The 13,790-nt window shown below is 28.3% G+C and carries 13 protein-coding genes; 9 read left to right on the top strand and 4 right to left on the bottom strand.

Going from position 1 to position 13,790, the window contains the following annotated elements:
• Positions 1-27: 27 nt before the first annotated feature.
• A complete protein-coding gene (locus CLFE_RS18630; protein ID WP_077832335.1) occupies positions 28-999 on the bottom strand; it encodes a phosphatase PAP2 family protein in 972 nt (323 codons plus the stop codon).
• A 564-nt stretch (positions 1,000-1,563) separates the two neighbouring features.
• On the opposite strand from CLFE_RS18630, the gene CLFE_RS18625 reads away from it, so the two are divergent.
• A complete protein-coding gene (locus CLFE_RS18625) occupies positions 1,564-2,118 on the top strand; it encodes an ECF transporter S component (protein ID WP_077832334.1) in 555 nt (184 codons plus the stop codon).
• Between the two features lie 87 nt (positions 2,119-2,205).
• Here the strand turns inward: CLFE_RS18625 and CLFE_RS18620 are convergent, their stop codons facing one another.
• Positions 2,206-2,370, bottom strand: coding sequence for a zinc-ribbon domain-containing protein (locus tag CLFE_RS18620; RefSeq protein ID WP_077832333.1), 165 nt, complete (start codon positions 2,368-2,370; stop codon positions 2,206-2,208).
• A gap of 309 nt (positions 2,371-2,679) precedes the next feature.
• On the opposite strand from CLFE_RS18620, the gene CLFE_RS18615 reads away from it, so the two are divergent.
• The 5 genes from CLFE_RS18615 (at position 2,680) to CLFE_RS18595 (ending at position 8,051) form a co-directional block, all read left to right on the top strand.
• Positions 2,680-3,765 (top strand): sensor domain-containing diguanylate cyclase, encoded by a 1,086-nt coding sequence (locus CLFE_RS18615; RefSeq protein ID WP_077850934.1) that lies wholly within the window; start codon positions 2,680-2,682, stop codon positions 3,763-3,765.
• A gap of 29 nt (positions 3,766-3,794) precedes the next feature.
• Positions 3,795-5,015 (top strand): tyrosine--tRNA ligase, encoded by a 1,221-nt coding sequence (gene tyrS / locus CLFE_RS18610; protein WP_077893853.1) that lies wholly within the window; start codon positions 3,795-3,797, stop codon positions 5,013-5,015.
• 200 nt (positions 5,016-5,215) lie between these two features.
• Positions 5,216-7,045 (top strand): hypothetical protein, encoded by a 1,830-nt coding sequence (locus CLFE_RS18605; protein WP_077893852.1) that lies wholly within the window; start codon positions 5,216-5,218, stop codon positions 7,043-7,045.
• 39 nt (positions 7,046-7,084) lie between these two features.
• Complete coding sequence (locus tag CLFE_RS18600) at positions 7,085-7,357, top strand: EscU/YscU/HrcU family type III secretion system export apparatus switch protein (protein WP_077832329.1); 273 nt, start codon at positions 7,085-7,087, stop codon at positions 7,355-7,357.
• 4 nt (positions 7,358-7,361) lie between these two features.
• Positions 7,362-8,051 carry a metallophosphoesterase gene (locus CLFE_RS18595; RefSeq protein ID WP_077850937.1) on the top strand — a complete coding sequence of 230 codons (690 nt, stop codon included), beginning with the start codon at positions 7,362-7,364 and terminating at the stop codon, positions 8,049-8,051.
• A gap of 75 nt (positions 8,052-8,126) precedes the next feature.
• Here the strand turns inward: CLFE_RS18595 and CLFE_RS18590 are convergent, their stop codons facing one another.
• Positions 8,127-9,017: a DUF2225 domain-containing protein gene (locus tag CLFE_RS18590; protein WP_077832327.1), complete on the bottom strand. Its 891-nt coding sequence runs from the start codon at positions 9,015-9,017 to the stop codon at positions 8,127-8,129.
• 225 nt (positions 9,018-9,242) lie between these two features.
• On the opposite strand from CLFE_RS18590, the gene yjbM reads away from it, so the two are divergent.
• Positions 9,243-10,031 (top strand): GTP diphosphokinase, encoded by a 789-nt coding sequence (yjbM, locus tag CLFE_RS18585; RefSeq protein ID WP_077832326.1) that lies wholly within the window; start codon positions 9,243-9,245, stop codon positions 10,029-10,031.
• 19 nt (positions 10,032-10,050) lie between these two features.
• On the opposite strand, the gene CLFE_RS18580 is transcribed toward yjbM, so the two are convergent.
• Complete coding sequence (locus CLFE_RS18580) at positions 10,051-11,160, bottom strand: endospore germination permease (protein WP_077893851.1); 1,110 nt, start codon at positions 11,158-11,160, stop codon at positions 10,051-10,053.
• A 98-nt stretch (positions 11,161-11,258) separates the two neighbouring features.
• Here CLFE_RS18580 and CLFE_RS18575 point away from each other — a divergent pair, with 98 nt between their 5' ends.
• A complete protein-coding gene (locus CLFE_RS18575) occupies positions 11,259-12,662 on the top strand; it encodes a spore germination protein (RefSeq protein WP_077893850.1) in 1,404 nt (467 codons plus the stop codon).
• A complete protein-coding gene (locus CLFE_RS18570) occupies positions 12,659-13,771 on the top strand; it encodes a Ger(x)C family spore germination protein (protein WP_077893849.1) in 1,113 nt (370 codons plus the stop codon). Before CLFE_RS18575 ends, CLFE_RS18570 begins: the two co-directional genes overlap by 4 nt.
• Positions 13,772-13,790 lie beyond the last annotated feature (19 nt).

Below are 13,790 nucleotides of genomic sequence, written 5' to 3'. Positions count from 1 at the left end.
AATTGATACATAGCCCTTTATGTTCGATTATTGAATTAAATTGGAAACAGATTTGCTATTAGATATATCTTTACTAGAATTTCTATAATAGTATTTATCTATAAGTGGCTGAAGCTTAGGTTGAAGCTTGGCAAACACAAAATCTGTTAATTTCACAGAACAAAATGCCAAAATTAAGCCGCCTAAAACATCAATTGTCCAGTGTATTTTAAGGTACATAGTAGAGTAAATAACACTTAAGCAAAAGAATCCCCAAAATGTTTTAAAAATTTTATTTTTTTCTCTAAGTAATAGTAAAAAAGCTGCAAAGGCTATAGAAGTATGCATGGATGGAAAACAATTTAATGTTGAACCATAAGCTTGTTTATATGAATAATGCCTTAAAAGCATATCAGGTTGTCCGTGAACAAACCATACTTCTTGAAGATGAAAAATAACATAAAAAGGGCTTATTAAAAATATTTGAAATACGTGAGCACTGCACATATATTTAAGCATTTTCTTTATATCTTTACAAATTGCAGAACGGAAAATACATATCATAGTACAAAGTGTAAAGCCATTATTATATACAAGACGCATAAACCAAGTTAGGTTATCACTTTGATATATTCTTGCGAAAGAAGCATCATTAAAAGGTATACCATCAAAAATAGGATTTAAATTAAATACTATTTTCATTTTAGCTTCCCACTGCAAAACACTACCCCAAAATGCATATCCATGTTTGTTGATATAAGATACAAACAAGAATAATGGAATAACTAGGAGTATAAAGGATATCCATCGAACATCTTTTCTTACATCCTTATAAGCAGTTAAAAATATAACTGGATAAATTAAGGTTATTAATTTGTACCCTGGTGAATAATTTCCTACAAATATGTGAAAATTGTACATGAAAATTATAACTCCGATTATAAACGGATAAAAACTGTTAATAAAATCAAGAGATTTTTTAAAATAGTATTGTAATGTTTCTGTGTTTAATTCCTTCATTTTCGTACCTCCATTAACAAGTCTCATTATAGCACATTTTATAACAAAAATTAAAGAAAAATTAACATCAATATGATAAAAGATATTGGAAAAAATTAAAATTTTTATAAAAAGACCACTCAAAATTAATAATGTATCATAATAAAAAAAGAAACATGAGTTTTGAGTGGTTTTTGTATATTATAAGGTAGATTTAATTTCTAATAATATTAGTTTTAGAAAAGCTTTTTTCTTCTTAGAAGAATATCCAAGCTAAAAACTAAAGAGGATAAGATTACAAGGAAGTATATTCCTAATAATACAGAGTTAAATATCAAAAATGACAGGAATATTAAAATAATCAATCCAATTAGCCATCTTAAAAAATTCATATAAATCGTCCTCCAATTAAAGTATATATAATGTAAAAATATTAAAACACTATAGTTATATTATTATTTATATATTAAAAAATTATTCTAATAGTGTATGGATACATTTGCATTAAAAAAATTGTGATATATAATTTTATTTAAGAAGCTTCTGAATTAATATTAGTATAATTAGTAATAAGGAGATATTATTATGGAAAAAAACACTATGAATATTAGATATAATGTTAGAGATATAGTTCAAATATCATTGATGGCTGCTATAGTATTTGTAGCAACTAAGCTTACAGCAATCCCTGTTGGAATTGGGTACAAGGGAGTAGTACATCTTGGTGATAGTATGGTATTTATAGCTGCTATTTTATTATCAAATCGTAATGCAGTTTTATCTTCTGCCATAGGAATGAGCCTGTATGATGTTTTGTCACCAACACCTATGTGGACTCCATTTACTTTTGTAATAAAGGGAGGAATGGCATTTATAGCGTCTAAAATTAGTTACACAAAAAATTATAAAGGGAATAATATAATAGTTAATTTTATTGGATGTATTTTGAGTGGAATTTGGATGGTTGGAGCATATTATTTTGCAGGAGCAATTATAAATCATTATTTAATGAAGTATCCTTGGAATCAAAGCTTTATTGCTCAAGCTACACACGTGCCAGCGGATATAGCACAGGTGGTTGTAGGACTTATAGTGGCATTGCCAATAAGTAAAATTTTAAAAAAAGCTAATATCGTATAATTAAAGAAATTAAATATTATAGTTTGATTTAATAAATTTAGGATATAATAAAAAGAGAGGGTAAAACCTCTCCTTAAAATTTCTATTTTATGCTCTGCCGAAATTGTTTCTTTTGTTTTTTCTAGCCTTTCTACATTCAGGGCATCTTACAGGATCATTTTCAAATCCTTTTTCTTTATAAAAAGCTTGTTCCCCTTCAGTAAATACGAATTCTTTTCCACAATCTTTACATACAATAGTCTTATCTGCCACGATAAAAACCTCCTTAAACATAGGACTAATTTATCTTGGGTAGTTTTAGCTCCTATGCTTGAGGAGGAAAAAAGACCTTGATAATTAAACCTAATTTTATAAAATATTGAGCATACACTCTATAAGTAATTATAGCATAAATAGTAAAAAAAACAACAAAAAAATTCGGCTTAAAATCATTATGTAATCGTATTAATTTAAATACATAGTATAAATTATTGTAGCCAAAATTACGATAAAATTATATAATAAGAGGGAAATGTTATTACTAGAAAATGAGGATTTAATTTATAGGAAAAGTGGGTATATATGGAGACTAATTATAAGATGTTATATGAAAAATATGAAAAATTAAAGAATGAATTTAGCACATATCAAAACTTTGCAGAAGCACAAATTCAGCGCATGAATGGAAAAAATACTGAATTAGAAAAAAAATTGGATATTTTAACGAATATCATAGAAGTCAGTAAGTATATAAATTCCAACATTAGTGCTGATAATTTGATACCTATGATAAATGATATGATTATAGGTATATTAGGTGTTACGTATTCTACAATATATTTGGTTGAGGACAATGAAAAATTAATAGTAAAGGCTTCAAATGTTATGGAAAATTATAATGTTATAGTAAATCCGGCATTTTCAACTTTTAGTGATAATAGACCAGTTGTAATTAACTCAAAGAAACCACTATTTAAAGAATTTAAAAACAAATTAGAGGTGCATTCCATTATTGGAGTTCCAATAACTTTAAGAGATAACTTCAGAGGTTATATAATAGTTGAACATACACTATATGATTTTTTTAGCCATGGTCATATAAAATTTATATCTTCAATAGCAAATCAAATAGCAATTGCAATTGAAAATAGTTTCCTATATAACAAAGTTAAGGAGTCTTCAATTAAGGATCCGCTTTTGGGGATTTATAACAGGAAACATTTTTTCGATATGATAGAGGAAAAAGTAGCAAAAGATTTACGTAAAAGCTTTGCTATAGTTATGATAGATATAGACCATTTCAAAAATTTTAATGATTCTTATGGTCATCAATTTGGAGATGAGGTTTTAATTCAAACAGCTAAAGTATTGGAAAATAATATTAGCAATAATGATGAAGTTGCAAGGTATGGTGGAGAAGAAATTGTAATTTATCTTGACAATGCTGAAAATACTGAAGAAGTATTTAAGCTTGTGGATGAAATTAGATTTAAATTAAGTAATAATTTGGTGAAACATGGTGGAATAGAAAAGTCTGTTACAGCAAGCTTTGGTATAAGTTATTATCCTCAAAATGGAGAATCTGTGGAGAAGGTTATGAGTGTTGCTGATGCTATGCTTTATGAGGCTAAAGATACAGGAAGGAACAAAGTGGTTTCATCATTATAAGATTATAAGACGTTTAAGGAGGAACATTTATGACGAATGTTTTAGATGAATTAATTGAGCGTGGATACGCAAAACAATTTACACATGAAGAAGAAACAAGAAAGCTGCTCAAAGAGAAAAAGGTGACCTTTTATATAGGATTTGATCCAACAGGAGATAGTTTGCATGTAGGTCACTTTATAGCGCTAATGCTCATGGCGCGTATGCAGAGGGCGGGACACAGACCAATTGTTCTTATTGGTGGAGGAACAGCTATGGTTGGTGATCCTACAGGAAAGACAGATATGAGAAAAATGCTAACTAAAGAAGAAATAAACCATAATGTAGAATGTCTTAAAAAGCAGATGTCAAGATTTATTGATTTTAGTGATGATAAGGCTATTATAGTAAATAATGCAGATTGGCTTATGGGACAAAATTACATAGAGTTCCTAAGAGAGGTTGGAGTACATTTTACTGTAAATAAAATGCTTACAGCAGAATGTTTTAAGCAAAGAATGGAAAAGGGCTTATCATTTCTTGAATTCAACTATATGCTTATGCAGGGGTTTGATTTTTACAAACTAAATGAAAAGTATGGTTGCGTAATGGAACTTGGTGGAGACGATCAGTGGGCTAATATGATAGCTGGAGTTGAACTTGTAAGAAGAAAATCAAATAAAAGAGCATATGCTATGACTTCAACTCTTTTAACTAATAGTGAAGGCAAAAAAATGGGAAAGACAGAAAAGGGAGCCTTATGGTTAGATGCAGAGAAAACATCTCCATATGATTTCTTCCAATATTGGAGAAATGTTAGTGATGCAGATGTTGAAAAATGTCTCTCTATGCTTACTTTCTTACCAATGGATGAAGTTAGAAGACTTTCATCATTAAAAGATCAAGAGATAAACAAAGCAAAAGAAATATTAGCATATGAGGTTACAAAACTTGTACATGGTCAAGAAGAAGCAGAAAAGGCATTGAATTCTTCTAAAGCACTGTTTGGCGGTGGAAATAATATGGATAATGTTCCAACAATTTCCATAACGGAAGATATGCTAGATTTATCAATCTTAGATATATTAGTTAGTACCAAAGTGCTTCCATCAAAGGGAGAGGGAAGAAGATTAGTACAGCAAGGCGGAATAAGTCTTAATGATAATAAGGTTGAGGATTTTAACTATAAAATAACCAAAGAAGATTTTAATGATGGTTTTGCTTTGATAAGAAGAGGAAAGAAAAAATACTATAAGCTAGTAGTTGAATAGATATATTAAAGTCTGTAGTGACAGGATAAAAGAAAAAAGTACAAGTGAAATAATGTGTTTTTTTGCTTGTATGTTTTTTTCTTCTATTCTGTCATTTTTTGTTTGAAATAGTATGATTTTAATTAGAGGCAAAATTATTCAGAATGGGCTAAATATAAACGATAATATATCTATATCGAAATTTTTAGGAGTGATAGATTATGGCTGGTGTATCTAAGGTCGATAATGCCTCCAATGGAAGCTCACCTATATCTAAAAAAATTTCTTTTAACGTGGGAGATTCATTTTCAGCAAGAATTATTTCTGGAAAAAGTGGAGAGGTTACTTTAAGAACGTTAGATGGATGGAATTTTAATGCTAAAGTTGAGAATCCAGAGGATATTAATGATGGACAGACTGCAAAATTCGTTGTCACAGGTGTTGAAGATGGTAAGATTAAATTAAAATTTGTACAGAATGAAAATAGTTCTGAAAGTACTATTAGTAACAAGAATATTTTTGAGGATTTGGTTAAAGAACTTGGACTTAATAAGGCAGATGTTAATGAAAAAGTTTTAAAGCTTATGATTAAATATAATATGCCATTAACAAAAGATAATATAGTAAATATGGAGAACTTGATAGATTTTAATAATAGGTTATCAGGCAAAACTGAAAAAAGTGATGAATTTATAATGAAATATCTTCAAAATAGAAATATAGAGCCTAATAGTGAAGAAGGTAAAAATATAATTAGCACATTAAAAAACTTATCTACTACATTGCAAGGTATGACGACAGAAGATATGTTTACACTTATGGAAAACCATATAGATATAACATCTAAAAATATAGAAAGCTATATAAAATTATTTAAAGGTGAAGGATCTATTTATAATGAACTTAAGAATATAGAACAAAGCCTAAATGAAAATATTAAGCCTCAGATATCAAATGAAAAGAATATAGATGGTATGAAGGATATAAATATTAAAGAAGCTATACAGCAGCATAATGATGGGACAGTTGGTAACTTAAACAAAGAAACTCAGGATAGCAATATAAATAAATTGCAGGGAAATCTTAAATTATTAGATTCTATGAAAGAAACATTGAATCAAAATGGGCTTAAAGAGGTAACAGTAGCTGGTAAAAAAGTAAATATAGATAATATAATAAAAAACTATGTATCTGAAAATTGGCAAGATATAACTAATGAAAGTGAAACAGAACTTGTTTCAAAGATGATTGACAAGATTTCTAAGGAAACTGGTATGGATAAAACTCAGCTATCAGATATATTTAAAAATATTACAGATGGAGATAAAACAAAAACTAATAATTTAGCAAAGAGTTTAAATAGTTCTCTAGTAGAAAATAGTAAAACTATGACAGTTATAAATGAAGAAAATGTATCAAATCAAATTAGTGATAAAGAAGAGAAGGTATTGACTAATTTAGTGGATAATAAGCTGTTAAAAGGAGAAAATGTAAAAACTACAGCAGATAATATTAAACAGGAAATAAATTTAAAGATAAATAATATGCAGGAAACCATAAGTAGATTACTATCCGATAGCTCAGGAAACATGAATTTACAAGAAAAAGTATCAGAATTAATTAAAAATAATATAAATGATTTTAAAGTTTTTAACTCTATAAGTAATGAATACTATTATATGGACATTCCTGTTAGAAATAATAATGATGATTATCAGTGTAAATTAATAATAAAGGATGATAGAAAATCAGGAAAAGTAGTAGATAGTAAAAATGTTAAAATAGTAACCTCAATAAAAACAGTAAATATGGGAAAAGTAGATGCATATATAACTGTTTTAAATAATAGTATGGGCATTAATATGAAATGTGATGAACCGTGGGTTAAAGTTCTGGATAAGACAAAAACAAATTTGGTTAAAAAAATAGAGAATATGGGTTATAATATAAATATAAATGTCCAAAAGAAAAAAGAGGAGAAAATTGATATTGTTGAGTGTAGGGACTTTTTTAATGACAAAGGATATTTTAAGTTAGATACAAGAGTTTAGATAGTATAAATAAATAAGTATAGTGCTAGGGGTGATTTTTTGGCTAAAGAAAGAAAAAAAGCTGCCGCTTTAAAATATGAACTGGGATATACTGCGCCAGTTGTAACAGCAGTAGGTGTTGGTAAAATTGCAGATAACATAGTGAAAAAAGCGTCAGAAAGCGAAGTCCCTGTAGTTTATAACAAAGAACTTACAGATTTATTACTTAATGTAGACGTAGGTTCAAGTATACCCTATGAAATATATGATGTAGTAGCTGAAGTAATTGCATACGTTATGGAAGTAGACAGTGGATTAAAAAAAGGAAGGTGAATTAGTGGGTTTATATGCTATTTCGGATTTACATTTGGCTTTTAATTTAAATAAACCTATGAATATATTTGGTGAAGATTGGTCAAATCATGATGAAAAGATAAAAAAAAATTGGATTGATAAAATTAAAGAAGAGGACACAGTACTTATTGCAGGAGATATATCTTGGTCCATGGATATGGAAAATGGTGAGGAAGATCTAAATTGGATTGATTCTCTTCCAGGGAAAAAGATAATTTGTAAGGGAAATCACGATTATTGGTGGAAAAGCATAACTAAGTTAAATAATATGTATAGCACTATAAGCTTTCTACAAAATAATTTTTTTCAGTATGAAGATTATGCTATTTGTGGAACAAGAGGGTGGATAGATAAAAGCTTTGATAATTTTGATGAACATGATAAGAAGATATATAAAAGAGAAATTATAAGATTAAGACTATCTATTGATGCCGCTGTAAAAAAAGGATATTCAAAGATAATTGTAATGTTTCATTATCCGCCATTCAAAGATGAGAGTAGTTTATCTGAATTCACAGAGGTACTTGAAGAATATAATGTTGAAAAAGTTGTATATGGTCACATACATGGACCAGCACTAAAAAATGTACAGGGACGCATTTCTAAAAACAATATTGAGTATATTTTAACATCCTGTGACTATATAAAATTTAATCCAATAAAGATAATTTAGAAACAAAAAATACTAGGGTTTTACCTTTGTATATGCTTTGATAAGTATAAGATAAGGTTAAACCTTAGTTTTTTATTAATTATTAAATAATTTTGAAAAAAAACCTTTTTTCTTGGGCGTGTCAACTTGACCTTTATCATTAATTTCAGTTGAAGTATCTGTATCAGCTTCTGCGAGTTTTTTTTCTTTTTCACGAATTAAATCTTTTTGATTTCGAGCCATATCCTTTAACTTTTGTGGAGCCATTGGATTAGTAATTAAATTGCTAAACCATAACATTGCTTTATCATCATCATCTATTCGTCTATGAATTTCACCTATTAAATACATCATAGAAAATTTATTCATTCCATATATAGGAAAAGATTCATTGTAATAAGCATCATCAAAGCCCTCTAAGGCATTTTTTAAAAATAATTTTTCCATCTCATCATTTTTCGAAATCCTATACATCCAAGCAAGTTTTAAACAATTCATAGCTTTTTTACTTGAGTGTGCTTCTATTGCTACATAATTTAGAAGTGAAAGTTTAAATCGTTCTATAGCTATATTTAAATCATAAACTTCAGGATATTTTTTACTGTGCCACTTTAGTGAAATATTTTTTTCAACTAATTCCTTTTGATAAGATTTAATCTTTTCAAAATCAGATTTCATGGCAGCATAACCACAAACAGGGCATAACCAAACATCATAAAAGTATGGATTAATATTTTTATAGTAAATAAAAAAATCTGTGTCTTTTTTTAAAATTCTTATGGCAGAAGTTTTAACAGTTCGTGCTTTAAACGGAGTACTACAAACAGGGCAAGTTAATGTCTTATCATATAAAAGATCATTGATATTTTGTTCTTTTTCCTCATTACTCATTTTTTTCTCTTCCTTTTTATTTTTACCATATATATCTATATTATTAACATCATCAAATCCTAAATCTTTTAGTTCAGAAAAAATGTTGCCATCCATAGAATCACCCCGACCATAATCATAAATAGATACCAAATATATTATAGCAAAGAATGAATATAAAGTATACGTTTCATTTAATGTTAAAGTGTTATCTTAGTATTATTCATTTTATACAATTGAAAAAATTGAGTTAAGTAATTATAATTATATTATAAACATATATTTAATATGTTGGCTTAATTTTTGTAATGATTATAAAATTACGGCAAAGGAAGATAGAGTATGGCTACAATTGAATGGAAATCTTTTTTAATACCTTATGAGCAAGCAGTAGACGAACTGAAGGTTAAATTTAAAAGTATAAGAAAAGAATATAGAAAAAGAAATGAATACTCTCCAATAGAATTTGTTACTGGAAGGGTTAAGGAAATATCAAGTATACTTGAAAAGGCTAATAAGTTCAATATACCAGATGAGAGAATAATGTTTGAAATGGAGGATATCTGTGGAATACGTATAATGTGTCAATTTGTTGACGATGTAACTAAGGTTGTGAATATAATTCGTGCAAGAAAAGATATGAAAATAATGTACGAAAAGGACTATGTAACTAATGTAAAGGTAAGTGGTTATAGAAGTTATCACATTATTATAAAATATCCAGTAAGTATGGCAGAAGGAGAGAGAGAAATAATAGCTGAAGTTCAAATTAGAACTCTGGCAATGAATTTTTGGGCAACAATAGAACATTCCTTAAATTATAAGTATAAGCATGATATACCAGATGGAATTAAGGCGAAGCTTAAAATAGCAGCCGATGCAGCATTTCAACTGGATGAACACATGCTTGAAATTAAAGATGAAATTAAGGATGCACAAAAACTTTTTGAGGTTAAGTCTAGTATTGTATCAAACATTATAAAAAATATATTCACAATAACATCTATGGGAAAGTTGTCAGAAGCAGCTATATATAAAAATAAACTTAATCAATTAATTAATAAAGGGGAAGTATTTGAACTTAATAATCTTCTAAGGAACACAGAAAAAACGTTAGATATCAATAAATAAGAAGAAGTAGAAACTTAGTTTAATTAATAGTTTCTACTTCTTCTTGTTTGTCTTGCTTGGATTTTTTGTAATCCTTTATTATTACTATTAATGAAGCAATAAATGGAATTATTATAAAGTTAGCAAAAGAAATATAGGTGTAATAATCAATAAATGAAAATAAGTTTAGTACATTGGTATTTAGTATATAGGCTAAAATAGTTACACAAAACGATACAATGTAAAAAGTATATTTTCGATTTATGTTTAGCTGTTTTAAAATTATTAAAAGTGCATAAAAGGTCAAAATATATTTTACAAACCATCCGCCAATTACTTGAAAAAGTACGTAGAGCTCACCACTTTCTATAAAGTTAAAGTAATTTACTAACTGAGTTTGAAGTAAACGAGGATAGTATTTATCAACAGCACGAGGAGCGGTAATTGTCATTAAAAGTCCACTCATTGCTACAACTTGTATTTGACACAAAAGAGCCCAGCCTATTATAATTGGAGTTTTAATCTTATCTCTAGATTTTACCTTATAAATAAAAGGCAGAAGAATTCCAAAACCGGATAACATGGCGAGTCCTTTAAATATGCATATAATAAAGTTTTTGGAAAATCCATTTCTCATAATAGGCATTATATACTCAACCTTCCTGTATGCAAATAACAAGATTGAAAGATTTGTACCTGAAATAAAAATAAAGAATATCCCAATAATAGTTAAAATAAGCATAGCGTTTTCACCGTGCAGAATTGCATAGGTCGTAGGAATTACAAGAAATAATATTAAGTACCATGCTGGTGTTCTATCGAGTATATTAACACTCATCATGCTGCTTTCGGAGGCAGTACATTCTATTAAGGTTAATATTAATGTAAGAATAAAGAGCCATAATAAAAACGAGCCAAGATATTTGCCGAAAGCTCTAAAATATATAGTTTTTAGTTTTGCATCTGCTTTACTTGAAAAAGCTTTTATTATAATAAGAGAAAAAATTAATAATAAAAGTGATGAAAATATTAATGCTATCCAAGTATCTCTTTCTCCATATTCTATTAATAGTGTAGGGTAAGCCTTTAAACTAACAACAGCTGTTCCAAGTATTATAAAAATTAAATAGTTTTTGCTTAAATATCTCATTATAAATACTTCCTTTATGTAAAATTGTAATAATATTATTTTCTAATTTTATGAATATTATTCACATTTAAAGAAAACAATAGGCATGGGTGGTAAACATGAATGAAGAAAATTTAAATTATGTAAAAGAAAAACTTAAAGATAATGTTGATGTAAAGTATAGAACAATAAACTCTGATAATGGTCAAATCAATATAATATTTATAGACAATTTATGTGATTCAAAATTTATAAGTGAGTACATAATTGGACCTATAATAAGAAGAAAACATGTTATAAAGACAGTGTCTGACCTAGAAAGTGATGCGCTTCTTGCAAATTCAATAGGAGACGTTAAAGATAAAGAAGATATGCTTTTACACATATTATCTGGAGATGTTGTTATAATTACAAATTTTTATGATGAAATTATATTTTGCGAGGCTAAAGGATATGTAAGAAGGTCTGTATCAATACCTATAACAGAAGCAGTAATAAAGGGACCTAGAGAAGGGTTTACTGAAGCATTTGTAGATAATATATCACTTATAAGAAGAAAGGCTAAAAATGCAGATTTGAAATTTGAAAGTGTATTTTTAGGAGAGAAATCTAGAACGGTAGTGGTTGTAGCATATTTAAAGGGAACCGCACCAGAAAAGTTGGTTAATAATGTTAAAGGTCAAATTAAAGATATGACTACAGATTACATTTTGGATTCTAACTATATTGAAGAAAAGCTCAAAAGTAAAAAAACTGCTTTTGATACTATTGGATACAGTGAAAAGGCAGATATAGTAGTCAATCATCTATTTAGGGGGAAAGTTGCAGTTATAGTTGACGGAACACCTTTTGTTGCAATTGCACCGTACTTTTTTTACGAGAATTTTCATATGCCAGATGACTATTATTTAAATAGCATAGTTGTAAATGCAACTAGAGTTCTTAGATGGCTAGGTTTTATTATCTCAACCTTTCTTCCAGGATTATATATATCTATTATTACTTACCATGTATCATTAATTCCATCTTCTTTTGTTTTTAGATTAGCTATATCAAGATCTGGAATACCATTTCCTACGATAATAGAACTTCTTATAATGATGTTCTTTTTCCAGATTTTAAGGGAGGCTGGAGTAAGGCTTCCACAACCAGTAGGTCAGGCAATGAGTATAGTTGGAGCTCTTATACTTGGGCAGTCAGCAGTTGAGGCTGGATTAACTTCAGAAATAACAATAATAATAGTAGCGTTAAGTTCAATATCATCATTTTTAACACCAAATTTATATGGGCCGGTTTCCATGTGGTCAATAATAATAGCACTTTTCTCTGCATTTTGTGGTCTTCCAGGCTTTTTTACAGGAGTATTTGTTCTGTTGGCACATATTGCATCACTTAGAAGTGTTGGCTATTTATACACATTTCCTATTGGTACTGCTAAAATACTAAATCAAAGGGATAGAATACTAAGAGGGGAACTTGAGGATACCACCGATAATATTTTACAGGAAGATGATTTGTTATGAGAAAAAAAATAACTGTTTTATGCTCAATACTAATGTGTACTATTATTCTTACGGGATGTTTTAACTATAGGGATATAGATAAAATTTTATTTGTTACAACTGTTGTTTTTGATGTGGATGATGATAAAAACATAGTTACTTATCTAGAGGTTTTTCAACCTATTAAAAATTTGGGAAAAAGTCAGCAAGGAGAAAAAAGATTAACCTTTAAGGGAACAGGAAAGACAGCTTTTGAATCTTTAAATGATATAAATCTACATTGTAGCTATGAACTAAATTTTACTCAAGTTAAGGCTTATATATTTACAGAAAAAGCTGCAAGAAAGGGAATAAAACCTTTTATAGATTTAGCTAGAAGAAGAATTCAATTTTATTTAAGGCCTTATGTAGCTACCTTCATAGGAAATGCTAATGAACTGATGAAGGGTGGGTTTAAAGAAAATGAATATGTGGGTTTCTTATTGTCTGAGCTTATAATTAATACAGGGACTTCTTCCAGAGCGATAGAACTTCAATATAACGATTTTTTGAATAGGAGAATTGATCCTAATCGTGATGTTGTAATGACCGCAATAGACCTTGAAGCAACTCAAAATAAAAATTCTGTAGAATTAAATGGTGGTGCTATTTTTAAAAATGATAAGCTAGTGGATAAAATCGATAAGTCAGAAGCTGAATCTTATAATTTTATGATAGGCAAAGTTAAATCTGGATCAATGGAAGTGTTAGACCCGGAAACTAAAAATGATTTTGTTTCGCTCTGGATACTTAACAGTAAAACTAAAACAAAAGGAAAATATTATAACGGAAAATTTCATGTAAGGAAAATTATAAATGTAAAAACAAGGCTTGTAGAAAGTCAAAGTTTTATGAATTATAATACAGGTATACAAAAGACGCTAGAAGAAAATGCAGAAAAAAATATTATAAATAACTGTAATAGAGTTTTTAATAAGTATAAAGATAAAAATGAAGATATATTTAATGTAAGAGATGTGTATGAAAATGAGTATAAAGTAAGTAAACCAGATATAATAAAAGATACAGTTATTGAAATAGAACCACATGTTGAAATACAGCAGAGTGGTAAAGCTTCAAATTTTAAATAGTAAAATTTAAAAAGTAGGT

This window comes from Clostridium felsineum DSM 794 (assembly GCF_002006355.2).
GTDB lineage: Bacteria > Bacillota > Clostridia > Clostridiales > Clostridiaceae > Clostridium_S > Clostridium_S felsineum.
The sequence above is the reverse complement of the archived record's forward strand: the minus strand, read 5'-3'. Positions and strand labels throughout refer to the sequence as shown.

What these genes read in the sequence shown, in the direction of transcription:
- CLFE_RS18575 (WP_077893850.1), top strand. Translation starts at nt 11,259, where the DNA reads ATGAATGAAGAAAATTTAAATTATGTAAAAGAAAAACTTAAAGATAAT.
- CLFE_RS18580 (WP_077893851.1), bottom strand. Translation starts at nt 11,160, where the DNA reads ATGAGATATTTAAGCAAAAACTATTTAATTTTTATAATACTTGGAACA.
- CLFE_RS18605 (WP_077893852.1), top strand. Translation starts at nt 5,216, where the DNA reads ATGGCTGGTGTATCTAAGGTCGATAATGCCTCCAATGGAAGCTCACCT.
- CLFE_RS18615 (WP_077850934.1), top strand. Translation starts at nt 2,680, where the DNA reads ATGGAGACTAATTATAAGATGTTATATGAAAAATATGAAAAATTAAAG.
- CLFE_RS18570 (WP_077893849.1), top strand. Translation starts at nt 12,659, where the DNA reads ATGAGAAAAAAAATAACTGTTTTATGCTCAATACTAATGTGTACTATT.
- CLFE_RS18625 (WP_077832334.1), top strand. Translation starts at nt 1,564, where the DNA reads ATGGAAAAAAACACTATGAATATTAGATATAATGTTAGAGATATAGTT.
- CLFE_RS18590 (WP_077832327.1), bottom strand. Translation starts at nt 9,017, where the DNA reads ATGGATGGCAACATTTTTTCTGAACTAAAAGATTTAGGATTTGATGAT.
- yjbM (WP_077832326.1), top strand. Translation starts at nt 9,243, where the DNA reads ATGGCTACAATTGAATGGAAATCTTTTTTAATACCTTATGAGCAAGCA.
- tyrS (WP_077893853.1), top strand. Translation starts at nt 3,795, where the DNA reads ATGACGAATGTTTTAGATGAATTAATTGAGCGTGGATACGCAAAACAA.
- CLFE_RS18630 (WP_077832335.1), bottom strand. Translation starts at nt 999, where the DNA reads ATGAAGGAATTAAACACAGAAACATTACAATACTATTTTAAAAAATCT.